Origin of the sequence: Streptomyces sp. NPDC058955, assembly GCF_042741435.1 — a bacterium.
GTDB lineage: Bacteria > Actinomycetota > Actinomycetes > Streptomycetales > Streptomycetaceae > Streptomyces.
Map to the genome: position 1 here is coordinate 26,537 of NZ_JBHYKM010000028.1, position 25,215 is coordinate 51,751.

Here is a 25,215-nt window from a genome sequence, read left to right on the forward strand (position 1 = left end):
TTAATATGGCCTTCGCGCCCTCTCGCCCCGGTTTCGAACGGGGGGGGGGCACCCCGTGGGGCGCCGGCGGGGGTGTCCGCCCCGTCCGTTCCCCCCGGCCGGCCTCGTCTACGATCGCGAGGAGCGCGAACACACGCCACACCCCCGGGCCCGGAACAGGGTCTCCCGAAGAAGGACGAGGAGCAGCATTCGTGTACCTGGACGACGCTCATCCCCTGTGGGACAAGCACTCCGGTGGATCGGGCCACGACGGTCCCGACTGGACGGCCGACGACCACGCGCGGGCCGTGGCCTACTACCAGGCGCTGTCCACGACCGCACAGCAGATCTTCGACTACCTGTGCGCCACCCCCGGACGCCTGGTCCCCTGCGACGAGATAGTCGAGCGGTTCGACCTCAACCCCGACGGCACCAAGAACAACCCCAACGTGCTGGCCGGCTACATGAACACGGCGGGCCGCGCACGCAGGGAGGCGGGACGCCGCTTCCCCTTCCACTGGTGGGAAGCCGAAGGCGGCGCCGACTACGCGGTGAAGCAGTCCGTCGCCACCCTCTTCGCAGCGGCCCTGGAGGCGTAGGCGCGGGTGCGAGGCCGCCGGAACCGACGCTTCTGGACGCCGGTGACCGGTGATGCGGCGCACGGCTACGGGCTCGTGCGGGCGCCGTGGGCGTCGCAGGGGAGCGGGCGGTTCGGGTGGTCCTGGGCGTAGTCCTCGCCGATGTCGTCCACCGTGTCCTCCATGGCCGTGCTGGAGATGTGGATCTGCCCGGAGAACGGTCGGTCGATGTCCTCGATGAGGAGGAGCGAGCCGGTGAACAGGGCGGTCAGGACGCACAGCAGCACGAGGTGCGACGGCCCGCGTCTGGCGGGCAGGCCGAAGGCGAAGGCGCCGATCGTGGCGGCGAGCGCGACGACCATGAACCAGTAGACGACGTGCGGGATCGCCGGAGCCGCCTCGGCCAGGCGGGCCTGGCGGGCGACGGAGCGCTCGTCGTCGGCGTCGACCAGCAGGCCCAGCGTGTCGGCGTCCGTGCGGGCCAGCTCCTTGAAGTGGCGGCGGAAGTCCGAGGACCACACGGACGCCTCAGGGGCCTTCTCGCCGTTCCTGTCCATCTGCGGCCACTCGTAGGCGAGGATGGCGCGGGCGTAGCAGACGGCGTCGGCCTGGATGTGCTCCCGCTGGGGCTCGGGGGCGTAGTCGGCCACCTCGTAGAGCTGGTCGACGCGGTGGGCCTCGGCCCCCACGGCCACGCCGGCCGAGCCGAAGGACTCCGCCGCGACGACGATGACGAACGCCACGAGGAGGACGGCGAGCGTCTCCAGCGGGCTGACGAGGTCGCTGACGGACGCCTCTTCCTCGTCCCCCTTCGGGGACGCCCGTCGACGCCGGTAGTGGTTCGCCGCCAGCCCGAAGGCGAGTGCGGCGGCCATCGCCGCGATGGTGATGATGGTCAGCATGCCCAGGCCCCAGACAGAAGGTCGGTCGACTTTCGGCCACCCCCACCGACCAGCCGATCACACCGGAATCGCTCCGGCGGGAACGACGCGCCCGCGATGCTCCATGCAGCCCATGGGGCTCGCACGCGCCGCGCCGACGCGTGCCGTGGCGTGACGGATCCGCGCCGGGGCCTGACCGCGGACCGAGCAGAGGCGGGCGCGCGGACCGGCGCCGACCGGCGGGTTTCGATGCCGGTGGGCCGTACACCGGCGGCGTCGAGCGCATGCGATCGCTCCGCCCGTCACCTGTACGACCAACGCCGCCGGTGGTGATCCCCGGTCAGGCGGCGCGCACCTCACGCCGGTAGCCGCCCGGGGCCTGTCCGTACTCGCGCTTGAACGCCTTGGCGAAGGCGTACTCGGAGCCGTAACCGGTGCGCGCGGCTACCGTCGACAGCGGGACCTCGGACTCCCGTAGGAGCCGCGCGGCGGTCGTCATGCGCCAGCGGGTCAGATACGCCATGGGCGGCTCACCGACCAGGTCGTTGAACCGGCGGGCGAAGGCCGCACGGGACAGGCCCGCGCGGGTGGCCAGCGACTCCACGGTCCACGGGAAGCCCGGCTTCTCGTGGATCGCCGCCAGGGCCGGCGCGACCGCCGCGTCCCCGAGCGCGGCGGCCCAGCCCCTGGCCTGCACGGCCGGACCCTCCTCCAGCCAGGCGCGCAGGATGTACAGGAGCAGCGAGTCGATCAGCGCGGGCACGATACCGCCGGAACCCGCGCGCGGCTGCTCCAGCTCCGCGCGCAACAGCTGTATGGCCGAGGTCAGTTCGGGATGCCGGACGGGGTTCGCGGGCAGGTGGATGATCTCCGGCAGCTGTCGTACGAGGGGGTGGGGGCGGGCCTGGTCGAGGTGGTAGTTGCCGCACAGCAGGTGGGTGGAGGCGCCCTCGCCGCCGACGGTGACCGTGCCGAGCGGTGAGCCCGGACTGAACTGGGATTCCCGCTCGATCTCGGCCGGCGTGTCGGGGTGGTCGGCCAGGATGTGACCGCGCCCGTCCCGCAGGAAGACCACGTCGCCCGCGCCGAGCGGCAGGGGAGCCTGATGGGCCGCGTCCTCCAGCGGGACGAGCCAGCACGTGCCCGACAGCACCACGTGGAACCCCGCGCCGGCCACGGGGGGCAGCCTCAGCCCGAAGGGCACCCGTCCGGTGGTCCGGACGGAGACCGGTCGCCCGGTACGCATCGAGGCCAGCACCTCCGTGAGGATGTCCAACTCCCGCCCCTCCCCGTACCTCTCCCGGTCTTCCTCCGCACTCTAACCCGCCCTGCTCAGGCCACGGTCAGGACGACCTTGCCGCGGGTGCGGCCGGAGCCGACCAACTCGTGGGCCTTCGCGGCCTGTTCGAGCGGCAGCGTCGCCGAGACGTGCGGGCGGACGCGGCCGGCGTCGATCAGGGCCGCGATCGCCTCCAGGGACGCGTAGTCCGGTTCGACCGAGATCCCGGCGAAGCGGCGGCCCTCCTTCTCGGCGCGGGCGGCAAGCTCGGTGTTCCAGTGCTCCATGATGCTGACCAGGGTGCCGCCGGGCTTCAGGACGCTCAGCGCGCGCTCGCCCTCGGAGCTGGAGTCGAAGACGACGTCGATGTCCTCGGCCGCTTCGGTGTAGTCGGTGGTGCGGTAGTCGATGATCTCGTCCGCCCCGAGCTCGCGTACGAAATCGTGGTTGGCGGCGCTCGTCAGGGCTGTGACGTGGGCGCCGCGCGCCTTGGCGATCTGCACCGCGAAGTGTCCGACGCCACCGGCCGCCCGGTGGATCAGCACCCGCTGCCCTTCGGCGACGCGGGCCGCGTCGACCAGGCCCTGCCAGGCGGTGAGGGCGGCGAGCGGCACGGCGGCGGCCTGCGCGTGGTCGAGCGACGCGGGCTTGCGGGCCACCTGGCGCGAGGGCACCGCCACGTAGTCGGCGTAGCCGGTGGCCGCGCGCGGGAAGAACGGCATGCCGAAGACCTCGTCCCCGGCCTTGAAGCGGGCACCGGGACCGGCTTCCTCGACGACGCCGGAGATGTCCCAGCCGACGCCGAACGGCGGCTCGCCCAGGAGCGGGTACGCGCCGGAACGCACCGCCACGTCCACCGGGTTGACGCCGCTCGCGTGGACGCGGACCAGGACCTCACCGCCGAGCGGGGCGGGCTTGTCCCTCTCGGCGAGCTCCAGGACCTCGGGGCCGCCGAAGGACTTCTGGATGACAGCACGCATGGTGAACTCCCTGTTGCGGTAGTGGTCTCGGGGCGACCGCCCCTCATCTGCCTCCACACTAGGAAGATCGAACGAGCCGCTGAATATCCTCCAGTCTTCGAAAGATGTCCGAGCGTCCACGGCGCCGGCAGCGGAGGCGGCCGACGTGGCCCAGGCGGCAGCGCTCGCCGCGCGCACGGGAACGACTCACACCCGAGACCGCGGCCGCCCTGATCGCGGAGCCGGAGAGCACAGGCGTACCCGAAGGACGGTCACCGCCCACACCCGGCCTGTCGCCCCGGGCGGGGTGCGGGGGACGGCCGTCAGCGGTCGGCCTTGGAGCGGGTGTGGATGTCTCGTACGGTCTGGAACTCGCGCTCGGCCTGCCGCCAGCGTCCCGTCGCCAGGTAGGCGTGGCCCAGCCGCGCCCGGATGTCCATCTCCAGCCAGTCGTAACTGGGTTCGGTGAGACGGGACAGCGACCGGTGCTGGCGCAGGGCCTGATGGTGCAGGACGATCGCCGCCTCCGGGTCCCCGTCGGCCTGCTCCGCCGTGCCCAGCCGGGTCAGACTGCGCGCGCACAGGAAGAAGTCGCTGACCTGGTCGACCAGGACCACCGCCGCCCGCAGATGACGCTTGGCCTGCTTGAACCGGCCCAGCCGGAGGTGCGCGTCGGCGGCGCAGCTCAGCGCCCGGCCCATGGTCCGGGGGCGGCCGATCGCTTCCGCGTGCGCGAAGGCGTCGGCGAAACAGGCCAGCGCCTGCTCGTTCTGGCGGTCGAAGTAGTACGACAGTCCTTGGATGATCAGTGCGGTTGCCGCGACCCAGTCGCTGCCCGCGCTCCGGGCGAGGGCGATGCCCTCGTTCGTATGACGGATGGCGGATCCCGCGTCGCCCAGGCTCAACTGCATGGCGCCCATGGCGGTGTGCGCCCGGCTCTCCTCATGGACGTCGGGATGGTCCGCGAGCAGTTTCCACGTCTGCTCCAGGCAGGTACGGGCCCGGGCGTACCGGCGTTGGTGGATCGCGGTGTAGCCGAGGCAGTTCCACAGGGCGAGCGGCATCCGGCGGTCGGTCGTCTCGTCCACATGGGCCAGGGCGGTCTCCACGGCCGTCTCGGCCTCGTGGTAGCGGCCCTGCCGGACGAAGTAGTCGGTCAGGCCCTCGGCCAGCCAGCAGGCGTGATCGGCGTCGCCCGCGGATACGGCGTGGGCGACGACATCGGCGAGTTCGCCGCCGGCCGCGTCCAGCCAGGACTGCGCCTCCTGCCAGGTCGTGAACGTCCCGTCCAGCGGCCGAGGGCCGGTCGGGAAGCCCTGCGCACCCCAGTCGCTGGCCATCCGGGCGGCGCCCAGATGGAGACGGAGCGCGGCCTCGCGGGCGCCGGCGGTCTCGCCCGGGGTCGCGTGCGCGAGTCGTCGTGCGTGGGCCCGGACGAGATCGTGTAGCCGGTAGCGGCCCGGCTGGGGCTGCTGGACCAGGCTGGTGTCGACGAGTTCCTCCAGCAGTACCTCTGTCTCGGCATGGGGGAGTCCCAGCATCGCCGCCGGTGTCAGCGCGTCGAACTCCACCGTGGGTGTCACCCCCAGGACCCTGAAGGCGCGTCGTTGCGCGACGGGCAGATACTCGTACGACATCTGGAACGCCGTCTCCACGCTGCGGTCCCCGGCGTTCAGCTCTCCGAGCCGGCCCTCGCCCGCCATCCGGCCCACCAGGTGCGCGACGGTCCAGGCGGCCCGGCTCTGCAACCGTGACCCGGCCAGACGCAGGGCGAGCGGGAGCCCGTCGCACAGCCGGGCCAGCCGCCGGACCGCGTCGGGTTCCTGGTCCGAGCGCTGTGACCCGATGATGTCGGCGAGCAGCGACACGGAGTCGTCCGCTGTCAGCGGCTCCAGGGTGATCCGCAGATCCGCGTCCAGCCCCGCCAGCCGCCGCCGGCCTGCCACCAGCACACGACTCCCCGCGCCCGCCGGCAACAGCGGCCGTACCTGGTCGGCGTCCAGTGCGTCGTCCACGACGAGCAGCAGCCGCAGCCCACTGGTGGCGGTCCGCCATACGGAGACCAAGTCATCGAGATCGCTCGGGAGTTCACCGGTCTCCGTGCTCAGCGAGCGGATCAGCCGTTGCAGCGTCCGCACGGGCGTCTGCCGCTGCTGTGCGCTGTGGGCGCGGAGATCCACGAACAGACAACCGTCCGGATACTCCCCGCTCAGCTCGCGCGCCGCGCGTACGACGAGTGCCGACTTGCCGACTCCTGCCGGCCCGTCCACGGTCCGGACGGTCACGGCCCCCGGGATCGCGGCACCCCTCAGCCGAGCCAGCTCGGTCTCCCGCCCGATCAGCCGGCCGGCGTCTCCGGGCAGTTCATTGACCACTCGGCGGGCGGGCGCGGGCGGGCGCGTGGATGCGGGAGCGGGTGCAGGTGCAGGTGCGGATGTGCCGGGCAGTATCACCGGATCCCCACGGAGTATCGCCCCGTGCACTTCGCTGAGCGCGTCGCCGGGGCTCACGCCCAGCTCGGTGCGCAGCAGTCGGCTCAGGTCCGCGAAGACCGTGAGGGCTTCGCCCCGGCGACCGCTGCCGGACAGGGCCCGCATCCGCAGTGCCGCGAGCGGCTCGTCGTAAGGACTGGACGCGCACAGCTCGGTGAGATCGTCGACGACCTCGCCGTACCTGCCGAGGTCGACCAGGCATTCCAGCCGCTGTACGTGTGCCTCGCGTCGCCGGTTCAGCAGCCGTTCGCGTTCCTGCTCGGCGAACGGCCCGGGCAACCCGGCCAGCGGCTCACCGTCGAACAGGGCCATCGCGTCCGCCAGCAGCTCCGCCGCAGCGGCCGGGTCACCGGCCGCCCTCGCCCGCCGGGCCGCGTCGGTGAGCTCGGCGAGATCCGTCACATCGAACGTGAAGCCGTCGGAGACCAGGCGGTACCCGCCCCGCTCCCCGCGGATCAGGGACTTCTCCGGTCCGCTTCCCGGAACGTCCAGCTCCTGACGCAGCGCGTACACATAACTGGGCAGTACGCTCCGGCCGGTCCTCGGGGGATCGTCACCCCAGACCGAATCGAGCAGCAGCTGATGACTGACCAGGACACCCGGTCGCAGCGCGAGCGCGACCAGAACCGCCTGGCGGCGGACCGGCCCGAGCGACAGCCGCCCGCCCTCGCGCCAGAGCTGTACTGGCCCGAGCAGCATGAGCCGAAGCCGTCGCGCCTGCTGCGCCCCCACGCCGTGCCTCCGCTTCGCGTCATCGGAATTTCATCGGCATTGCAGCGGCTTCCGCTTGGCTGACGCAAGTGCCCCGCCGAGGGGCTGAGCTGGAGGGACAGAGAGATGACGCCCGAATCGAACGCGCTGACGTCGCCATCGGGACAGTACGGGATCCTGCTGGTATTGGACCGTCCGGTCGAGCGGGGCGGCGTGGTGTACGTCTGCGTGGACGACGGCTTTCCCGGTGGCTTCCCCGTCGGCCGGGCCATCCGCGGCGACGACGGCACGTGGTGCGCTTACGCCCGTGTCCGCCCGGGCCGGGTCTTCGCCGACGACCGTGTGGCCACCGGTCTGCGGGATCTGCGGATGGCCGTGCGCAAGGTACTCGCACACGCCCGCTACACCGAACCGGAGACCTCCGATCTCCCCGCCGCTGTCGCGCCGCGCCGGCGACCTGCCGAGAGTGGAGACCGCGATTGATGCGCGGGTCCACCATGCGGGTCCACCGCAGGCACGGGCAGGCGCCGGGGCTCGGCCGATGCAACCGCCGGCCTTCCCCTGCACCGGTTGGACGAGGTCGAAGCCGTGGAAGCGACGGTCACGGGCGGTGGCTGCTCCAGAGGAGTCACTGCGTGAGGAGTGACGCTGTCTCAATCTCGTGGGTCCTGATCGGCCGACCGACAGGTGTGGACCTGCTCAGGGGCGTGGACGCACACGGAGTGGAACCCGGCCCTGGAAGGGCGGACGGTGACGCGAGCGGAGGCTTCGCCGGCCGCGTAGCTTCGCGCATTGCGGGGACACACCAAGGGGGTGGGGGACGCACATGACGGATGACAACCGCTCAGGTCCAGACGGCGACGTGATCTGGGGCGTCCTGGGGCTTCTGGCAGGCGGCGTTCTCGCCTTCAAAGTGCTGTCCGCCATGGGCGTACGCGAGGGCGACCGCCTCACACTGGAAGAGATCGCGATCGGCCTGGCCCTCTTCTTGGGCCCCTTCTGGGCGCTCATGACCGCCGCGGAGCACTTGAGCAAGGACGTAGCGGCCGGAAGGACCACCGCCGCGACGTACTGGACCACGATGGCAGGACTGTCCGTCACCGCACTCACCCTCGTCGGCATCACAAGCGTCGACGACCTCCTCGCCTTGGCCAGGTAACGAGGGCCACCGACCGGGCCCACGGGCCCGGCGGGCCAGGCAGCTCAGCCGTCGAAGTTGGTCCAGGGGATTCCGAGTCGTCCCAGCGGCCGGAGAACACTGCGATGCACCGCCCCGACCCACACGGAGGTGTTCCCGTGCCACTGGTCCGTCGTCTCGGCGATGACGCCCGGCGCGACGTAGAAGCGTGTGGAGTCGTTCGGCCAGCGCCAGGGCTTCCACGGCACCGGTGTCAGCGCTGCCGTCAGCGTGTCGAGGTGCTCGGGGGCCAGATCGGAACGCAGGGCGTTGTAAGGGGCGTTCACCATGGCCTCGTACAAGGCGTACTGGAGCAGGAAGCCGCTCAGCGGCAAGTGCTCGCGGCGCAGCTCGTACCCGTCCTGGTCGATCCACACGTCGGGGTCGGGGCGCGAGGGATCGAACAGCCAGGTGAATCCGCCCTGGTTCTCGTCCCCGAAGGCGATCAGGCCGTCGTGTTCCTCCCGCCACGCGTGCGGGGGCCGCAGACGGTTCTGAACGCCGAGCAGAGCCGGCCGGTGTCGGGCCAGCCGGTAGAACAGGGCAAGCGGTTGGGGAACCGCCCGTGGCGCCGCTGCGGCGAACGCGCCGAGGTCGTCGCAGGTCTCGGGCACCCAGCCTTCGATGAACTCCGTCAGCGCCTCGAGCGGGCTGGTGGACATGCGTGCGAGCCAGCCCAGGTTCGGCAACGCTTCGGGTTCCGCAGGTGGCCTGACCCGGTTCAGGAGCTCCGGCGTCAGTTCCGGCTCTATCGTCAGGGCCGCGTAGTCCAGGCATTCGTCCGTGTATCCGGCCTGCCCCGGCTTGCCGACTCCCAGGTACGCGCAACCTTCCGGCAGCCGGGTCAGCAGGTGAACCGGTCGGATGTCCGGCCCCTGGCTCCAGCTCCATTCGGGAGAGTCCGGGGGATGTCCGAACAGGCGGACGCCGACGTCGGGAACGAATGGTCCGTGAAGGTGGAACCGGCGACTGTTCCATACGCCGCTCACGTCGCGCCCGTCCCGCGGTTCCGCGATGATCACGGTCGCGGCGTCACCGAGCAGGACGGAGGCGCCCTCGGTCTCGCAGCCGATGACGTTGTCACCGGCCAGACGTATCGCCGCGCCCTCGGTGAGGAGATCATGCGGGTTCACGGGCATGCGACGGACCCCATCGCCGTCGTGGATCCTTCCACTGGCGGGGTGCCGTGCCCGGCTCCCGACACCGACCGGGCCCGCCACAGGAACTGCAGGTCAGGGGCGTCGGGCGTGATCGGTCAGGGTGGCGTGCACGGACCCGAGCGTACGACGCGCTGATCCGCCGAACAAGCGGCGGCGGTAGCCGGTGCCGCAGGAACTGCCATGACGGTCATGCTGCTTGCCTCGTAGGGTTCGGCGGGTGAGTCTGTTCGAGGTTTCCGCTGAGTGGTCCGAGTTCGTCGTCCGTAGTCCGACGGCGCCGGCGACGTATGTCCGCCTCTTCGATCGGACCCGTGTGGACGAGGATGAGATCGCGTTCGCGGTGGAGGTCATGGCGGACGGCTTGTGCGCACGGCTCGATTCGGTGAGCGTCTCGGTGTGGGATCGTGCCGGGGACCTGACCGAGTTCCTGGACGGCCTGGCAAGGGATTTCCGAGGCTGGGAGGGCGAGAGGTCATGGGTGACCAATCGGCTGGTCCTGACGGCGCTCTTCCGCTCCGGTGGCCACGTTCAGCTGAGTTGGGGTCTGCGCTCTGGGATCTTTGCCGAAGACGCGTGGGAGTGTTCTGTTACCACGACCCTCGAAGCGGGTGAGCAGATGTCGAGGGTGGCTTCCGACGTGCGGAGTTTCCTCCATCAGGGATAGGCCGCCCGTCCCGCGTGCCGCTGCTCGCGCGGCGCGGCCTGGTCGGCGTGAGCATCTGGTCGATCAACGGCTCGGAGAGGTAAGCCGCGTCGGCCATGTGCACTTCCGCGGAAGTGCGGTGTCGGGCCGGATCGACACCGGATCACCGTGTCACAGAGCGTTGGACGTTGTAATGGGTGGTCGATCTCCCGTAGTTCTGGTTAGCCTCCGCTGATGTTGCATGCCGAGTTCCGTGACCCCTTGCTGGTAACTGTCTACGATGCCGAGTGTCCGTGGACACGTGAGGACGACTTCTTTCTTGGTGTGGTTGGCGAGACCCCGAGAGGGAGGGTGCTCGATCTCGGCTGCGGGACGGGGCGGCTGGCCCTGGGCCTGGCCGCGGCCGGCCATGTGGTCACCGGCGTCGACCCGGCCAGCGCCTCGCTCCAGGCGGCTCGCGCCAAACCCGGCTCCGAACGGGTGACCTGGGTGGAGGGAACCTCGGCGGACCTGCCCGACGCGGCGTTCGACGTCGCGGTCATGACGAGCCATGTCGCACAGTTCTTCGTCACGGATGAGGAGTTCGGCCGTGCTCTCGCCGATCTGAGGCGTGCACTCGTGCCGGGCGGACGCCTGGTCTTCGACACCCGAGACCCTGAGGCCCGGCGCTGGGAGTCGTGGAACCCGGTCGACTCCCACCGGCAGGTCGAACTGGCGGACGGAACTGTGGTCACGGCCTGGACCGAGGTCACCGCGGTCATCGACGGCGCGGTCTCCTTCACTCACCACTACACCTTCTCCAACCACCAGCAACTGCAGAGCACCGCGACCCTGCGATTTCGGACCGAGAGGGAAGTCCGTGCGGCACTGCATACCGCGGGTTTCCAGGTCGGGCACGTCTACGGTGGATGGAACCGGGAACCGGTCGGTGACGGAGACGGCGAACTTCTGGTGATCGCCCACCGCTGATGTTTCGCAGGAGGAAGACCGGCGGGAAGGGTGCTCGTGGGACGGCCGCAATATGCGTACGAGCGCGGACGAGGCTGGCCATGTGGGGGAGGGGGAGGGTGATGTCGTATCAATGCCCACCTCCTCGCGACGCCGGGCTCGCCGGGCTCGCCGAGCCGTCGGGCCCGCCCTGCCCGGTCGGTTCCGCCGGTTCCGCCGGGCCCAACGGTTCCGGCGAGCGTGTCGCCGTGTCCGCAGGTGACGCGGGACGAGTGTGCCACCGGGTCGCCGCGACACCGGCGAGCACGACAGCCGCTCCCGCGAGGACCCGGAGACCGATCTTCTCGTCGAGGACGATCGCACCCAGCGCCACGGAGACGACGGGCAGGAGGTAGCCGACGGTGGCTGCGCTGGTGGCTCCCTCGTCGGCGATGAGGCGGTAGCTGAGGTAGAAGGTGAACCCGGTGCTGAGGATCCCGAGGGCGAGGACGGCCAGGATCGCTCGCAGATCGAGATCGACGGACGCCGTGTCACTGCTCAGCGCGCCGGGCGCGGTGAGCGCGGTGGCGACGACGAGCTGGGCGGCCGCGAGCGACAGCGGGGCGGATGCGCGGCCCGTCAGCTTGCTCCCCATGTAGGCGAAGCCGACGGCATAGCTCGCCGAGGCCGCGAGCAGGGCGAGCGCGCTGCTGCTCAGCAGTCCCGTGGCCTGCCAGGGAGCGAAGATCATGAGCGTTCCGGCGAATCCGAGCAGCAGTCCGCCCCATCGGACCGGAGGGATGTGGCGCTCCGTTCCGATGAGGGCGCCGATCAGTACGGACCACAGCGGAGTCGTCGCGTGCAGGACGCCCGCCAGTCCGGAGTCGACGTTCTGCTCGGCGATGCCGAAGAGGAGGAACGGCAGAGCGTTGCAGAAGAAGGCGGCCACCACGAGCCGCCTCCAGGTCCCACGGTCCCGCGGAAGGCGCTCGTGCGCGCCGCGGGACAGCGCGAGCAGGACCGTCGCGCCGAGGGCGGAACGGAGGAAGGCGATCTGGAAGGGCGTCAGTCCGCTGTTGAGAGCGAGCTTGATCCACAGAAACGCCGATCCCCACAGCAGCGCGAGCGCCGCCACGCGTGCCAGCGACCCATGTCGGCCGTCCTTCATTGCCGCCTCCCCGCTCCGTAACTCCGTCGCTCTGTCGGTCCGTAACGAATCTGCCCGGCGGAACACAACAGGACAAGCGAAGAGTTCTAACGGACCTTTAAGCTCTGCTACATGCTCGATGTGAGGCGCATGCAGGTCCTTCGCGCGGTCGTCACCAGCGGGTCCGTCACCGCGGCGGCCGCGAACCTGGGGTACACCCCCTCCGCCGTCAGCCAGCAAGTGGCGGCACTGGAGAAGCAGGCCGGCACGGCGCTGCTGGAGCGGGTCGGTCGTGGCGTTCAGCCGACGGAGGCCGGACGGTTGCTCAGCGAACACGCGGCGGTCATCAGCCGGCAGGTCGCCGAGGCGGAGAGCGCCCTCGCCGACCTGCTGGCCGGCCGCACGGGGCTGCTGTCGATCCGCTACTTCGCCACGGCGGGTGCCCCGCTCGTGGCGCCCGCGCTCGCCCGGTTCCGACAGGAACACCCCGGCGTACGGGTCGACCTCAGGATGACCGACCCCGAGGACCCGCTGGTCGAGGTGGCGGAAGGCCGGGCCGACCTCGCCGTCGCGGTCCGCCCACGCGACCGGCACCAGGAGGGCATGCGCTTCGTCCACCTGCTCGACGACCCTTACCGCGCCGTTCTGCCCGCCGGGCACCGCCTCGCCGCGAAACGCGTGCTCGACCTGACCGACCTCGCCGACTCGCCGTGGGTCCGCAGCGACTGGTCAGGCCCCTGCCTGGACACCGTGCTCGACAGTTGCGGTGCCGCGGGTTTCAGCCCGAACTTCGTCGTGGACAGCGAGGACTACGCCACCGCCCAGGGCTTCGTCGCCGCCGGCCTCGGGATCGGCCTCATCCCGACCATGGGCCTGGTCAACCGTCATCCCGGGGTCGTCGTGCGCCCCGTGCGCGGTCCGGAGCCGGTCAGGGTGATCCACGCGGCGGTGCGGGAGACGTCGATGGGTCAGCCTGCCGTCCGCGGCCTGCTCGCGGCCCTCCGTGACGTACCGCCGCAGTGACGCTCGGGCAGGGGAGCAGCTCTGGCAGTACGGCTTCCCGCCGATCGTCGTCTCATGGCGGCGTGCGCTTTCAGCCGGCGGTCAGAACCTCCACGCCGAGCGCCCTGAGCCGTTCGACGACGGCGTCGCCGGGGTCGGCGTCGGTGATCACGCCGCTGATCTCCTCCCAGGGCAGGACGCGGAATCGTGAGGCCGTGCCGATCTTCTCGGAGGAGGCGAGGACGTACGTGTCCGCGGCCCGCGCCGCCAGGGCGCGCTTCATCGCCGCCTCCTCGGCGTCTCCGGTGGTCAGGCCGGATTCCGGGTGTACGCCGGTCACGCCGAGCAGGCAGAGGTCGGCGGAGACGTTCTGCGCTGCCTCGACCGCGGCGGCGCCGCAGGTGACCGCCGAGTGCTTGAAGACGCGGCCCCCGAGCAGGAAGAGCTCCGCTTGCGGGTGGTCGAGCAGAGCCGTGGCGATGGTCGGGCTGTGGGTGATCACGGTGCAGGCCAGGTCCCGCGGGAGCGCGTGGGCGACGGCGAGGGCGGTGGTTCCGCCGTCGAGAATCAGCGCGCTGCCCGGCTGGACCAGCCCGGCCGCCGCCGAAGCGACCTTTCGCTTGCCTTCCGGGGCCACGGTGTGGCGGGCGGCGTAGTCCACCACCGCCGGCGAGACGGGCAGTGCGCCGCCGTACACCCGCTGGCACCGTCCCTCGGCGGCGAGATCGCGCAGGTCGCGCCGCACGCTGTCCTCGGAGATCCCCAACCGGGCGGCGACGTCCTTGGCGACGATCTTCCCCTCGCGGGCGAGCAGATCGAGCAGGTGGTCGCGCCGTTCAGCAGCCAGCATGCACACTCTCTCCTGTTCTTGCACGTTTCTGCGTGTACTGTAGCGTGCCATGACCGATAAGCCGATGCTCATCCTCATCGCCGGGCCATACCGCTCCGGAACCGGCGGCGACCCGCAGGCCATGGCCGCGAACCTCGCCCGCCTCGAAGCGGCGGCGTGGCCGGTCTTCGCGGCGGGCCACGTGCCCGTGATCGGGGAGTGGATCGCTCTTCCCGTCCTTCGCTCGGCCGGCGCGGGCCCCACCGACACCCTCGCCGACCAGGTCCTCTACCCCGCCGCCGATCGTCTGCTCGCCCACTGCGACGCCGTACTGCGGCTGCCCGGCGAATCCACCGGGGCCGACCAGGACGTCGCCACCGCCCGCCGTCGCGGCCTGCCCGTCTACCACGACGTGACCGAGATCCCCCGGCGCACCCCGCAGGAGGCCGCGTGAACGCCCGTCGTCCCGGCATCGACACTCCCGACCACCGCGGACGCACCGGCCTCGACCGAGCCGGGCGCGACCTGGACGGCAACCCCGACGTCGTCGTCCGCGACGTGGAGCTCACCTCGCAGGGCTGGCACGTGCTGCGCCGCACCACCTTCGACTACCGGCGCCGCGACGGACGCTGGGTCACCCAGCAGCGCGAGACGTACGACCGCGGCAACGGCGCGGTCGTCCTGCCGTACGACCTCGAGCGCGGCCGCGTTCTGCTCACCCGTCAGTTCCGCTACCCGGCCTACGTCAACGGCCACCCGGACGGGATGCTCGTCGAGGCCGCGGCCGGACTGCTCGACGGCGACGACCCGCTCAGCGCCATCCGGCGCGAGAGCGCCGAGGAGTTGGGCGTCACGCTCGGCCCGCTCACCCACGTCCTCGACGCCTACATGAGCCCCGGCTCGGTCACCGAACGCCTGCACTTCTACGCGGCGCCCTACACCCCCGCAGACCGCACCGGCGACGGCGGCGGTCTCGAGGAGGACGGCGAGGACATCGAAGTACTCGAACTGCCCTTCGCCGACACCCTCGCCATGGCTCACGACGGACGCATCAGCGACGGCAAGACCATCCTTCTCCTGCAATGGGCCGCCCTGCGCGGCCCCTTCGGCCCCCCGGTAAGCACCGGCTAACCGTGCGTGATCCCCTTTGACGGACATCAGCGATCAGGGGCCGCGTGCCCCGCCGGCCGATGGTCGCCTCCGCCGCCCGCCACGACGGAGGCCCTGGTATTCGTGCGATGCGGTAGGTCGACCTGACTTCCCGGATCAGTGCCGTGCACGAACGACCCGCGTCACCCTGCGGGCGCCACGCTTCCACACCGCCCCCAAGCCAGGGCCAGGTGCGCGGTCGCCCTCGGACGGCCGGCTGACGCGGCAGCCCGCACAGTCCGCCCCGGAACGGGCATGCGACCGCACCACACAACGGTCCCCGACCCGCACGCCGCTGCCCCCAGACTTCCGGTCCGTGGCACCGCGCACCACGACAAGCGGGCCACGTCGTCCACGGAACCGTCACTGTGCCGGTGATGCACACGTGGCTGCGGTGCTGACCGTGTCTCAGCGCGGGGGCTCGGCCAGGAGCAGCGCATTGAGGGTGGCATAGTCGAATCCGCCCTGCAGCGCGGTCGTCGTGCCCTTCTCCAGCAGTTCGCGGGCGGCCAGGCGGACCAGCCCGTACGCCGCCTCGGCGAGGGAGGACCCCGCACTGATGCGGGCGGCTCCCGCCCCGGCGAGCTCGGACACCGGCAGCGATCCGGGACCGGCCGGCACGTTCACCGGCAGGGGCTGGGAGTCCGCGAGCGTCCGGACCGTCTTGGCGTCCGGCGTGCCGAGGACGAAGATTCCGTCCGCGCCGGCTGCCGCGTAGGCGTGGGCACGGGTGAGGGTTTCGTCCAGCCAGGCCGCGTGGTCACCCGGCGGCAAGCGGTGTGTGTCGATACGGGCGTTGATGAACAGCGGGATACCGGTCCCGTCCGCGGCCTCGCGTGCGGCGGCGATCCGTTCGACCTGCTCGGCGACGGGCCGCAGAGTGTCTTCCAGGTTGATCCCCACGGCTCCGGCCGCGACAACGCCTCGGACGGTCTCGGCAACGCCGTCAGGGTCGGCCGCGTAGCCACGCTCGATGTCGGCGGTGACCGGTAGGTCGACGGCGGCCGTGATCCGCGCGATCACGCCGAGCGCCTGGTCGCGGGTCATATGATCGCCGTCGCCGTGTCCGAGCGACCAGGCGACCCCGGCACTGGTGGTCGCGATCGCCGTAGCACCCGCGTCCGCGACCACACGGGCGGAAGCCACGTCCCAGACATTGGGCAGAACCAGCGGCGTGCCTGGTACGTGCAGGGACCGGAACCGCTGTGCGATCTCAAGTTGCGTTGCCATGAACAACATTGCACCACGAGAGCGATATGAACGATCACGCCCGACCGGTCCGACAGCCGCCCGGCCGCGACTCGTGCGTTGGCGGACGAGGACTTGGGTTCCGCCTGACCGATCTCAGGTGGCGCGCGGCGCCGGTGCCGGCCATGGGAGGCGGAGTTCACCTGCCTCTGCTGCGGAACGGCTTCTCCAGCAGGCGCAGGCGCAGGCCGATGCCGCCGGCGAGATCGGCTGGAACGTCTCGGTTGACTCCACCTCGATCCGCGCCCACCAGCATGCGGCCGACGTGTGGAAAGCTCCGCCGCCCGCCACGTCAGAAGGGTCGGTGCCATCCCCGAGAAGAGCGACCAGGCTGCGCACCGCGTGTGCCGGGGCCGGGTGGGGGATCGGCGGGACAGAACTCAGTTGGCGGGTTGATCCGCAGAAACCAGCCACCGCCAGCGCTGCCGCTCCGTGACGAGGGTGCTGGCGGCCAGCACGGTCACGGGGACCGCCGCCCAAGCAGGCCAGGCCAGCCATGAGGAAATCACGGCTGCGGCGAGTTGGAGCAGCACCAGCAGGATCGTGACCCAGCCCGGCACCGCAATGATGACGTGGGCCTTGTCTCCCCGGGTGGAGAACAGGGTCGGAAGGCCGATCAGAACGACTACGGACACGGCGGCAAGCAGCCATGAGTGGTCGGCCAGCGCCCAGGGGGTGGCCACCCACGCGACGAGCTCCGTCGCGAAGCGCAGGACGGACGCGGCGCGGTCGTCCGGTCGTCCCGAAGTCGTTTGTCCAGCAGCAACGTCAGTCACCTGCGGACGATCTCACGGCGCGCGGTCTCCTGCCAGGGGTTTCGGGCGGCACCGTCGCACCATGGCTTACCGAACAGCGCCCGCAGCCCGGGGTCCACGGGACGCCGAGGGCTTCAGTTGGCGAAACCCGCCAACTGAAGCCCTCGGTCACCATCCAGGACGCAGCGGACGTTCGGGCTGCCGAAGTAGCCGTGGACGATGGGTGGTTGATGCTGGCGACTGGTCCACCCAGTCACGATCGGCCGCATCGTTGCCTACGCGGCCGGCGGTGCGCTGTGAGCAGATCGTGCGCGGGCCTTCAGCCGCTGGGCTGGGGAAGTGGCGGAGGTCAGGTGTGGATATCGGGGACGGACGGACCCTCTTCGCGTACCGCGGCTGTCACAGCGTGGCGTCGATGCGGAGCAGTGTGTTCAGCTCCGTCATGTCGTAGCGGGAGAATGCGGTGGCATACCGTTCGGCCAGCATGCGGTGGACGGAGTCGTGTGGCCAGGCCTCTAGGGTGCCGTCGGGCTCGCGGCGGCCGGCCAGTGTCGTGCGGGCTCGCTGCAGAGCACTGTTGACCGAGGCGATCGTGGAGCCGTGCAACTCTGCAACCTCCCGGGCCGAGAAGGCCAGTACGTCCCGGAGGATTAGCGTGGACCGCTGCCTGGGGGAGAGGTGCTGGAGCGCGACGACGAAGGCCAGCTGTACCGATTCGCTCGTTGCCGCCGCGGCCTCGGGATCCCCTCCGGGCCAGAGTCCCATCCACACGGCGGCGTCCTGCGGAGTTCCCGGAGGTGAGACTCCGGGTGTCGACTCCGAAAGGTCCATGGGCACAGCCCGCCGTCTGTCGGCGGTCAGGGCGTCCAGGCAGACGTTGGTGGCGATGCGGTAGACCCACGCCCGCAGCGACGAACGCCCCTCGAACCGTTCGATGTTCCGCCATGCCCTGACCATCGTCTCCTGTACGGCGTCCTCGGCTTCGGCGTACGAGCCGAGCATGCGGTAGCAGTACTTGGTCAGCGCGGCCCGGTGTTCCTCCAGTCGGGCCACCGCCTCACGCTCGCTGCCCACAACAAGATCCTTCACGTGTGATTCCGCCTCCTGGCACAAGCTCTCCCGGGCCGCCGAGCAGGATCGGCTGTCATCCCCTTCACCCACCCCAGCCGCTCCCGCGGCCCCGACCGGCCCGAGCCGCGGCCTGCGGCCGGCTCCTGCCGGCCGGGGGGTGTCGAGCGGAGCCTCAGCCCCGCGTCACCTTCCACTCGGCGATCCAGTGGCCGTACTTCTTCGAGATCGAGAGGGAGCGGCCGCCGGGTCTCTTCAGGGGTGCGGTCATGCTGTGTCTCTCCTGTTCTCCAATGTCGTGTTCCTGGCCGGGGAAGGGGCGCAGGGTGAAGTGGTGCGCCAGCGCGGCGAGTTCCCGCGCACCGGTGAGCATGTGTGGTGCGCCGGAGTGTCGGCCGTAGGCCATGGCGTCGCCGTACGTGTCCTGCTCGAAGAGTCGTCTCCAGGCGAGCGACGTGGTCGGCGGACGCCTGCCGCGGGTGACGAAGGCGGCTGGTGCAGCGCCAGTCGGGTCACTGTGCTGCACCAGGCAGTGGCGTGCAGGGCCCGTACGACGTCGGAGGATGTCCGAAGACCATGGGCTCGCCGCCCTCGCCGCCCTCGCAGGCCATGAACGCGTCGCCGACGCATGCCACTGCGGGGTCCGAGCGCTTCTGCCCGTACGTGATGGCCGCGCAGTCGGCCGAGAACGCGCCTTGTCGATGGGAACCCACTCGCTTTCTTGCGTCGGCGCACAGGTCCGCCCCCCCCGCCCAATGAGACACGACACGTGCCGTGTCGTCTAGGTCTGAGACTGCAGGCTTGATCGCGTCTCTGTCAACACGACACGTATCGTGTCTTGCTAGGGTGGCGTGGTGACCAAGCCCCCGAACCCACAGCGGCGTAGCCAGAGGAGTCACGACGCGATCCTCGCCGCCGCACTCGAACTGTGCGCCGAAGAGGGGTACGGCCGTGTGACGATCGAAGGCATCGCCACCCGCGCCGGCGTCAGCAAGAAGACGATCTACCGGTGGTGGCCGTCCAAGGGTGCCGTCGTCCTCGAAGCCCTCCACCAGGTGGCGGACATTGCGGCCCCCCACCCCGACACCGGCGACCTCGCCACCGACATGCGCACACAGCTCGCCGCTGTCACCGGCTTCCTCACGCCACCGTCACACGCCCCGCTCACGGGCCTGATCGCGGACGCCCTCAGCGATCCGGAACTGGCCGACCAGGTGCGCGAGCGCCTGATCCAGCCGCGCATCGAGGAGTTCAGACAGCGCATGCGGCGCGCTCAGGATCAGGGCCAACTCCACCCCGACGCGAACCTGGACGTCGCCCTCGACCTGTTCTACGGACCGCTCTACCACCGCCTGGTCTTCCACCTCGGCCTGCCGGACCCCGAGTATCTCGACACGCTGATCGCGCACGTCATCCGTGCGCTCACGCCCGACGAGGCCGCCCCGCACCAGTAATTGAGGAGCGGCCGTCGGTACGAAGCGGGCCAAAGTCAAGCCGGTGAACCGCCCTTCGCGCGGAACACCGACCGGGGACTGGCCACGGCGCCTGAAGACGACGGCTTGGCGGGGCCGCAATGCGCCGTGGGTCGCCATAGGCGGCCTTTTGCTGATGGTGGCGGTGCGCTTCCTGATGGCGCTCACCAACGACCCCGGCGGTGGCAGGCCGTGCCCGCCCGCCAAGGTCTGTGGTCTCGTCCGTTGAGCTTGCCGAAGCGACCATATGTACCTCCCCGTACGGGGCGGGACACCGTTTCGACCGGCTCGCCGACGTCGGCAAGGTCGTCCACGGCTTCCCCGGGGCTTGTCGGCCTTCATCCTCATCCTTGCACCACGGTGCTGAAGGGCTTTCCGGGCTGTTGCGTGCCCCTGGACCGTGCCCGTGCGGTTCAGACGACGGATGGGCGTCTCGGGTCGGTGGGCACGATCGCGTGCTGGTCGAAGAGTCGTTCAAGGGCTTCGTGGCCGTGCTCACGGCGGTACGTGATCTCGGCTGCAGTGACCGGAAGGGTCCAGAGGATGCGGGCATGGCCGTCCGGCAGAGGGCAGTGCTCCAGGTCGGGGCCATGGAGGTAAGGAAGGCTGATCAGGAAGTGGTCGCAGTGGGATCCGGGCAGCCAGGGCTCACCGATGGGAAGGCTGTGCTCGACGTCGAGGTGGTGATCGGCGTGGTAGAGGGCCGTCATGGCCAGGAGGTCGGCGAAGCGGTCGTCGCGGGCGGGCGTGGTGAGGACGAATTCGAGGCCGTGGCCGTCGGTCTCGGCTGTGGGCCAGCAGCCGGCGGTGACGTAGGCCCAGCTGTCGGCGCGTGGTCCAGGGCTGACGGTGAGGATCCGCAGGTCGGGAACCGCTCCGCTTCGCCCAGGTCCCAAGTCGTAGTCGCTGACCGTGATCGCATGGCCTGTGAAGAAGCCGCGAACGTGGGCCTCGACGCCTGCGATCGCCCGCTGGCCGCGCTCGCTCTCGAACATGATGGAGAGGATCTCACGGGTCATCCCAGGCTCTCTGAGTCCGCTCGGCCTCGGGGTACATCGGCCGCTACGCTCCGCCGCCTCCTCCTCGGCCCTCGGTGCTCTGTGACCGGCGTCCGTGCCTGTCGGGTTTGCGGAGGCGTGGGCGCCGGGCGGTCACGGTGGTGGGTTGTCTGCTGTCCTCGGTCGGTTGTCAGGCCGTCGTGAAGTCGGTGATGTGGTCGGTCGCCCAGGTGGTGAAGGGGCGGGCGGGGTGGCCGGTGAGGTCTTCGACTGCGGTGGTGAGGGTGACGGGGGAGTTGTCGTGGGCCTGCCACCAGTTGAGCAGGGCGTCGGCGAAGGGGCCGGGGAGGTACTCGGCCATTTCGCCCTTCCATGCTTCGCGGGTGACGTGGTGGGCGGTGATGGGGTGGCCGAGGGTGTTGGCGAGCTGGTCGATCTGCTGGGCGAAGGTCAGGGACTGGGGGCCGGTGAGGGTGAACCGGCCGCCGCGGTGGCGGGGGTCGGTGAGGACGGCGTGGGCCGCTTCGGCGACGTCGCGTTCGTGGATGGGGTCGTTGTGTGCGTCGGGGTAGGGCAGGCTGACGGGCCTGTCGGACTTGATGGACCAGGCCCAGGCGCCGGCGTTGGAGGCGAAGGAGCCCGGCCGCAGGATCGTGGTGGCGATCGGGGAGGCGAGCAGGGCCTGTTCGACGTCGAGGTGGGGCTTGGCGATCGGGTCGGTCGCGGCGCCGGGGGCCAGGACGCTGGAGGAGGACAGCAGTACGACGTGCTCGACGCCGGCCCACTGTGCGGCGTCGGTGAAGTCGGCGATGCGGTCGGGGCTGGCGTAGAGGAACAGCTGCCGCACGCCGTTCAGGGCGGCGGGGAAGGTGGCGGGGTCGGCCAGGTCGAGGCGGACCGTCTCGACGCCAGGGGGAGGGGTGAGTTGGTCGGGCTGGGCGGAGCCGAGCCGGATGGGCAGGCCCGCGTCGTGGAGCAGGCGGGTGAGATGGGTGGCGACCGCGCCGCGGCCTCCGGTGATCAGGAACATGCGGGTGCTTCCTTCTGCTGGTCACAGCGTTGCGTTGGGCTGTGGGGTGGGTGGGGGTCAGTGGTGCTGGGGCTGGGCGTTCTTGGGCAGGAGGCGGACCAGGCCGCAGCAGGCGAGGGTGATCCCGGCGACGATCAGCAGGCTGAGGAGCATGCCGTGCGCGGCGCGTGTGGGGGTGTGCAGGTAGACGGTGGTGACGGCGGCGGCGCCGAGCGCGTTGGCGAGCTGCTGGACGGCGGTCAGGGAGCCGGATCCGGAGCCTGCTTCGTCGGGGGTGACGTCGCCGAGGGTGATGTCGTAGACGGTGCCGAAGCAGGTGCCCATGCCGAGTCCTGTCACCACGGCGGCAAGGACGATGGCGGCCGGCCCGGTGCCGGTGCCCCAGGTGTGGACGGCGGCGGCCAGGGCGAGGGTGCCGGCCAGGGTGGTGCCCAGGCCGATGAGGATCAGGGTGCGGCCCAGCCGGGCGATGAGCCGGTAGCAGGCGATCGAGGCGATCACGATGCCGGCGGCCATCGGCGCGCTGCCGGTCAGGGCGGTGCGCAGGGGTGAGTAGCCCAGTCCGTCCTGGAGGAAGAGGGAGATCACGTAGAGCAGGCCGGAGACGGCGGCGAAGAACGCGATGCCCAGGACGAGGCCGGAGACGAACCCGCGGTTGGTGAACACAGGGACGGGCGGATCAGCGGGCTGGCCGCGGTGGTCTGGCGGCGGGCGAAGGCGACGAAGAAGATCACCGCCCCCGCGAGCGAGGCCCAGGACAGCGGGCGCCAGTCGTGGGTGGAGCCGTCGATCAGCCCGTACAGCAGCGTGGCCATCGCTCCGGCCAGCAGCACCGACCCGATGGCGTCGATCACCGTCGTCCGGTCGCCGGAGTCGTGGGGCAGCAGGCGGTGGGCCGCGACGAGGGCGGCGCCGCCGAGCAGGATGTTGATCAGGAACATGGCGCGCCAGCCGAGCCCGAAGGGGTTGGCGTCGATCAGGGTGGCGGCCAGGATCGGCCCGCCGACCGCGGACAGGCCGAGGACGGGGCCGAAGGCGCTGAAGGCTTTGCCGATCTGGTCGCGGGGGAAGACGGCGCCGAGGATGCCGAAGCCCTGCGGGATCAGCAGGGCGCCGAACGCGCCCTGCACCAGACGTCCGGCCACCAGGACCGACGGGCCGGTGGCCAGGCCGCAGGCGAGGGAGGCGGCGGTGAAACCGGCCAGGCCGATGAGGAAGACGCGGCGGCGGCCGTACTTGTCGCCGAGCCGGCCGCCGACGACCAGGAGTACGCCCAGGGCGAGCGCGTAGGAGGCGCCGAGCCACTGCACGAGGGAGGCGCCGCCGCCGAGGGAGGCGGTGATGGTGGGGGCGGCGAGGTGGGTGATGGTGGCGTCGAGCAGGTCGAGGACCTCGGCCGCCAGAATCACGGCGAGGATCGCCCAGCGGCGGGACGGCGGGAGGGCCCCGGCCTCAGTGGGCGGGGCGATGGTGCTGGTCATGGGGAACCCCCGGGACAACGGGACGAACAACATTCGTCACGAACAACGTTCGTTTCGACGGTAGTGAGCGAACATTGTTCGTGTCAAACAGTGTTCGTTCCGGGCTAGGCTTGCCCCATGAGTACGCAACCGGTCAGCCGTCGCGCACGCCCCGCCAAGGCCCCCCTCAGCCGCGACGTCATCGTCCGCACCGGCCTGGAGATCCTCGACCGCGACGGCCTGGGCGCCCTCACCATGCGCCGGGTCGCCAAGGAACTCGACACCGGACCGGCCTCGCTCTACGTCTACGTCGCCCACCGCGACGACCTCATGGCCGCCATGCTCGACGAGGCCCTCGCCCCCGTCCCCCGCACCCCGCTCCCCGCCGACGGCGACTGGCGCGAACACCTGCACGTCCTGGCCGGGGCGGCCGTGGAGGCGATGAGCCGCCATGAGGGCCTGGCCCAGGTCGCTCTCGGCGCCATCCCCACGGGCGAGAACGTCCTGCTCGTCCTCGACCGCATGCTCGCCCTGCTCAAGGCCGGGGACCTCACCGACACCACCGCCGCCTGGGCCGTCGACCTGCTCTGGCTCCACCTCGCCGCGGCCGCCGCCGAACAGAGCGCCTACAACACCAAGGGCTCGGACGAAGAAAGCACCCTCGCCGACGCCGACCGCCGCTACGCCGCCCTGCCCGCCGACCGCTACCCGATGATCACCTCGCTCCGCCAGGCCCTGTTCTCCCCAGGCGACCGCGACACCTGGGGTCTGGACGTCCTGATCAACGGCATCCTCCACACTCCCGCACGGTGAGATCCGGCGAACGAGCCCCGACCCGCCCGCCGCGACCGCGTGACGGGCGCCGACGCGCCAGACGGCCCGGGCGAAGCCGCCGACAGCCCTGTCGGGACGGAGCGGACTGAAGGCGACGTTCAGGTGCGTTTCGTACGCTGCGGGCTGGACGCCGAGTTCGTGGGCGGAGTGCTGAAGGGCTCCGTGGAGCTGAGCCGGGCGTCACTGAGGTCCGGGCCGCCGACGACGAGGGCCGCCGTTTGAGGTCCACCGCTCGAGGACCGCTTCCCTGGACGACGGGGAGTTCGACAGGGTCGCCGACAGCCTGCCGGAGTTCCTGGATCACCTCCCTCGCTGCGTTGTCCGCTTCGTGGAGACGGGCGCGGCCGGTGATCTGTAGCGATGACGCCTGTGGGTCGCCAGGGGCCTGTCGGCTCCGGGTCCCGCTGGCTTCGGCGACGTGGTGTCGTTGATGCCCTGACGGCGTCACTAGCGGGACTCGCCATCTGCGTCCGCGTTGTTGTCGAGGAGTTCCTGGGTGCGGCGCAGCAGGGCCTGTCGTACGGCGTCCGGTGACAGGACTCGCAGGGGTGTGGCCAGGCCGAGGAGGTACTGGGCGAGTCCCTCTGCGTCGGGGCCGCCGACGTCGACGATGGTGGCGTCGGTGCCATCGGGACGGTGGGTGCCGATCGTGGAGGGGATCAGTCGCAGGGCCTGGTCCATGGGCACCGGGAGGCGGATCGTGGCGGTGAGCGGGTAGGGGCCGGTCGCGATGGAGCGGGAGACGAGCCGTGCGGGGTCGGGCGGGTCGAGGAGTTCCACCGGGTGTCCGGTCGTCTGCAGCCGGTCGACTCTGTCGGCCCGGAAGGTCCGCCACTGATCCCGTGTCACGTCCCGGGCGACGAAGTACCAGCGGCGGCCGGTGTGGACGAGGCGGTAGGGGTCGACGTCCCGGATCGTGGCTCTTCCTTGCCAGTCGCGGTACGACAGACGGGCGCGCTCGCCACGGCGGCACGCGGCAGCCAGTTCCAGCAGCATGCCCGGCGTGATCTGCGGCTCTTCGGGCCTGGGGGTGTGGACGAAGGCGGCGTCCATCTCGCCCAGCCGGTGGGCGATCCGCTGGGGCAGGACCTGCCGCAGTTTCAGCAGTGCCGACAGCGCGGCCTGGTCACCGCCCAGCGCGCCGCTGTGCGCCGCCCCGCGCAGTCCGACGGCGACGGCGAGCGCCTCTTCGTCATCGAGGATCAGCGGCGGCACCCGGGTTCCGGCGCGGAGGCGGTATCCGCCCCATGGTCCGGGGTCGGACTCGATGGCGTAGCCGAGTTCCCGGAGCTTGGCGATGTCCCGCCGCACGGTGCGGTCGGTGACCTCCATCCGGCCGGCCAGCTCACCGCAGGTCCACGATGGCCGCGCGGCCAGTAAGGAGACCAGTCGCAGCAGGCGGGCGGATGCGCTGATCATGTTCCGCAGTGTTCCACA

The 25,215-nt window shown here is 70.9% G+C and carries 26 protein-coding genes and 1 pseudogene; 11 read left to right on the forward strand and 16 right to left on the reverse strand.

The window, feature by feature from the left end:
* Positions 1-191: 191 nt before the first annotated feature.
* Positions 192-578, forward strand: a complete 387-nt coding sequence (locus ACFW1I_RS13910) for a DUF6416 domain-containing protein (RefSeq protein WP_384669537.1) — start codon at positions 192-194, stop codon at positions 576-578.
* 65 nt (positions 579-643) lie between these two features.
* Here the strand turns inward: ACFW1I_RS13910 and ACFW1I_RS13915 are convergent, their stop codons facing one another.
* The 4 genes from ACFW1I_RS13915 to ACFW1I_RS13930 form a co-directional block, all read right to left on the reverse strand.
* The gene (locus ACFW1I_RS13915; protein WP_384669538.1) at positions 644-1,459 is read right to left on the reverse strand and encodes a hypothetical protein; all 816 of its coding nucleotides are present in this window, start codon (positions 1,457-1,459) and stop codon (positions 644-646) included.
* A 319-nt stretch (positions 1,460-1,778) separates the two neighbouring features.
* A complete protein-coding gene (locus ACFW1I_RS13920) occupies positions 1,779-2,714 on the reverse strand; it encodes an AraC family transcriptional regulator (protein WP_384669539.1) in 936 nt (311 codons plus the stop codon).
* Positions 2,715-2,770: 56 nt separating this feature from the next.
* Positions 2,771-3,697, reverse strand: coding sequence for an NADP-dependent oxidoreductase (locus ACFW1I_RS13925; RefSeq protein WP_384669540.1), 927 nt, complete (start codon positions 3,695-3,697; stop codon positions 2,771-2,773).
* A gap of 302 nt (positions 3,698-3,999) precedes the next feature.
* Positions 4,000-6,867, reverse strand: a complete 2,868-nt coding sequence (locus ACFW1I_RS13930) for a BTAD domain-containing putative transcriptional regulator (RefSeq protein WP_384669542.1) — start codon at positions 6,865-6,867, stop codon at positions 4,000-4,002.
* A gap of 138 nt (positions 6,868-7,005) precedes the next feature.
* Between ACFW1I_RS13930 and ACFW1I_RS13935 the strand changes: the two genes are divergently transcribed.
* The gene (locus tag ACFW1I_RS13935) at positions 7,006-7,362 is read left to right on the forward strand and encodes a hypothetical protein (RefSeq protein WP_384669544.1); all 357 of its coding nucleotides are present in this window, start codon (positions 7,006-7,008) and stop codon (positions 7,360-7,362) included.
* A 343-nt stretch (positions 7,363-7,705) separates the two neighbouring features.
* Positions 7,706-8,038 (forward strand): hypothetical protein, encoded by a 333-nt coding sequence (locus tag ACFW1I_RS13940; protein ID WP_384669546.1) that lies wholly within the window; start codon positions 7,706-7,708, stop codon positions 8,036-8,038.
* A gap of 44 nt (positions 8,039-8,082) precedes the next feature.
* Here the strand turns inward: ACFW1I_RS13940 and ACFW1I_RS13945 are convergent, their stop codons facing one another.
* Positions 8,083-9,195 carry a hypothetical protein gene (locus ACFW1I_RS13945; protein ID WP_384669548.1) on the reverse strand — a complete coding sequence of 371 codons (1,113 nt, stop codon included), beginning with the start codon at positions 9,193-9,195 and terminating at the stop codon, positions 8,083-8,085.
* A 238-nt stretch (positions 9,196-9,433) separates the two neighbouring features.
* Between ACFW1I_RS13945 and ACFW1I_RS13950 the strand changes: the two genes are divergently transcribed.
* Both ACFW1I_RS13950 and ACFW1I_RS13955 read left to right on the forward strand, forming a co-directional pair.
* Positions 9,434-9,880 carry a DUF6228 family protein gene (locus ACFW1I_RS13950; RefSeq protein ID WP_384669550.1) on the forward strand — a complete coding sequence of 149 codons (447 nt, stop codon included), beginning with the start codon at positions 9,434-9,436 and terminating at the stop codon, positions 9,878-9,880.
* A gap of 213 nt (positions 9,881-10,093) precedes the next feature.
* Positions 10,094-10,828 (forward strand): class I SAM-dependent methyltransferase, encoded by a 735-nt coding sequence (locus tag ACFW1I_RS13955; RefSeq protein WP_384669552.1) that lies wholly within the window; start codon positions 10,094-10,096, stop codon positions 10,826-10,828.
* Between the two features lie 109 nt (positions 10,829-10,937).
* On the opposite strand, the gene ACFW1I_RS13960 is transcribed toward ACFW1I_RS13955, so the two are convergent.
* Positions 10,938-11,954, reverse strand: a complete 1,017-nt coding sequence (locus ACFW1I_RS13960) for a DMT family transporter (protein ID WP_384669554.1) — start codon at positions 11,952-11,954, stop codon at positions 10,938-10,940.
* 111 nt (positions 11,955-12,065) lie between these two features.
* On the opposite strand from ACFW1I_RS13960, the gene ACFW1I_RS13965 reads away from it, so the two are divergent.
* Positions 12,066-12,956: a LysR substrate-binding domain-containing protein gene (locus ACFW1I_RS13965; protein WP_384669556.1), complete on the forward strand. Its 891-nt coding sequence runs from the start codon at positions 12,066-12,068 to the stop codon at positions 12,954-12,956.
* A 70-nt stretch (positions 12,957-13,026) separates the two neighbouring features.
* On the opposite strand, the gene ACFW1I_RS13970 is transcribed toward ACFW1I_RS13965, so the two are convergent.
* The gene (locus tag ACFW1I_RS13970) at positions 13,027-13,785 is read right to left on the reverse strand and encodes a DeoR/GlpR family DNA-binding transcription regulator (RefSeq protein WP_384669559.1); all 759 of its coding nucleotides are present in this window, start codon (positions 13,783-13,785) and stop codon (positions 13,027-13,029) included.
* Positions 13,786-13,834: 49 nt separating this feature from the next.
* On the opposite strand from ACFW1I_RS13970, the gene ACFW1I_RS13975 reads away from it, so the two are divergent.
* Entirely contained in the window at positions 13,835-14,218 is a 384-nt protein-coding gene (locus ACFW1I_RS13975; RefSeq protein WP_384669561.1) for a DUF4406 domain-containing protein, read from the forward strand.
* The gene (locus ACFW1I_RS13980; protein ID WP_384669562.1) at positions 14,215-14,895 is read left to right on the forward strand and encodes an NUDIX domain-containing protein; all 681 of its coding nucleotides are present in this window, start codon (positions 14,215-14,217) and stop codon (positions 14,893-14,895) included. Before ACFW1I_RS13975 ends, ACFW1I_RS13980 begins: the two co-directional genes overlap by 4 nt.
* A gap of 426 nt (positions 14,896-15,321) precedes the next feature.
* On the opposite strand, the gene ACFW1I_RS13985 is transcribed toward ACFW1I_RS13980, so the two are convergent.
* Positions 15,322-16,152 carry an isocitrate lyase/phosphoenolpyruvate mutase family protein gene (locus ACFW1I_RS13985; protein WP_384669564.1) on the reverse strand — a complete coding sequence of 277 codons (831 nt, stop codon included), beginning with the start codon at positions 16,150-16,152 and terminating at the stop codon, positions 15,322-15,324.
* A gap of 187 nt (positions 16,153-16,339) precedes the next feature.
* Between ACFW1I_RS13985 and ACFW1I_RS13990 the strand changes: the two are divergent.
* Positions 16,340-16,435, forward strand: a pseudogene (locus ACFW1I_RS13990) (IS5/IS1182 family transposase); the annotation flags it as partial.
* A gap of 106 nt (positions 16,436-16,541) precedes the next feature.
* Here the strand turns inward: ACFW1I_RS13990 and ACFW1I_RS13995 are convergent.
* The 3 genes from ACFW1I_RS13995 to ACFW1I_RS14005 all read right to left on the reverse strand — a co-directional run bounded on the left by ACFW1I_RS13995 (position 16,542) and on the right by ACFW1I_RS14005 (position 18,510).
* On the reverse strand, positions 16,542-16,937 hold the full coding sequence (locus ACFW1I_RS13995) for a hypothetical protein (RefSeq protein ID WP_384669566.1): 396 nt from the start codon (positions 16,935-16,937) through the stop codon (positions 16,542-16,544).
* A gap of 378 nt (positions 16,938-17,315) precedes the next feature.
* Entirely contained in the window at positions 17,316-18,005 is a 690-nt protein-coding gene (locus tag ACFW1I_RS14000) for an RNA polymerase subunit sigma-70 (RefSeq protein ID WP_384669568.1), read from the reverse strand.
* Between the two features lie 154 nt (positions 18,006-18,159).
* Positions 18,160-18,510: a hypothetical protein gene (locus ACFW1I_RS14005; protein WP_384669570.1), complete on the reverse strand. Its 351-nt coding sequence runs from the start codon at positions 18,508-18,510 to the stop codon at positions 18,160-18,162.
* Between the two features lie 328 nt (positions 18,511-18,838).
* Between ACFW1I_RS14005 and ACFW1I_RS14010 the strand changes: the two genes are divergently transcribed.
* On the forward strand, positions 18,839-19,438 hold the full coding sequence (locus tag ACFW1I_RS14010) for a TetR/AcrR family transcriptional regulator (RefSeq protein ID WP_384669572.1): 600 nt from the start codon (positions 18,839-18,841) through the stop codon (positions 19,436-19,438).
* Positions 19,439-19,869: 431 nt separating this feature from the next.
* Here ACFW1I_RS14010 and ACFW1I_RS14015 read toward each other — a convergent pair whose 3' ends face one another.
* From ACFW1I_RS14015 to ACFW1I_RS14030, 4 genes are all read right to left on the reverse strand, one after another.
* On the reverse strand, positions 19,870-20,475 hold the full coding sequence (locus ACFW1I_RS14015) for a suppressor of fused domain protein (RefSeq protein ID WP_384669574.1): 606 nt from the start codon (positions 20,473-20,475) through the stop codon (positions 19,870-19,872).
* 169 nt (positions 20,476-20,644) lie between these two features.
* On the reverse strand, positions 20,645-21,484 hold the full coding sequence (locus ACFW1I_RS14020) for an SDR family oxidoreductase (protein WP_384669576.1): 840 nt from the start codon (positions 21,482-21,484) through the stop codon (positions 20,645-20,647).
* A gap of 57 nt (positions 21,485-21,541) precedes the next feature.
* Complete coding sequence (locus tag ACFW1I_RS14025) at positions 21,542-22,150, reverse strand: MFS transporter (protein WP_384669578.1); 609 nt, start codon at positions 22,148-22,150, stop codon at positions 21,542-21,544.
* Positions 22,069-22,965: an MFS transporter gene (locus tag ACFW1I_RS14030; protein WP_384669580.1), complete on the reverse strand. Its 897-nt coding sequence runs from the start codon at positions 22,963-22,965 to the stop codon at positions 22,069-22,071. Before ACFW1I_RS14030 ends, ACFW1I_RS14025 begins: the two co-directional genes overlap by 82 nt.
* Positions 22,966-23,082: 117 nt before the next feature.
* On the opposite strand from ACFW1I_RS14030, the gene ACFW1I_RS14035 reads away from it, so the two are divergent.
* A complete protein-coding gene (locus ACFW1I_RS14035; RefSeq protein WP_384669582.1) occupies positions 23,083-23,757 on the forward strand; it encodes a TetR/AcrR family transcriptional regulator in 675 nt (224 codons plus the stop codon).
* A gap of 468 nt (positions 23,758-24,225) precedes the next feature.
* On the opposite strand, the gene ACFW1I_RS14040 is transcribed toward ACFW1I_RS14035, so the two are convergent.
* Positions 24,226-25,197, reverse strand: coding sequence for a helix-turn-helix transcriptional regulator (locus ACFW1I_RS14040; protein WP_384669585.1), 972 nt, complete (start codon positions 25,195-25,197; stop codon positions 24,226-24,228).
* Positions 25,198-25,215 lie beyond the last annotated feature (18 nt).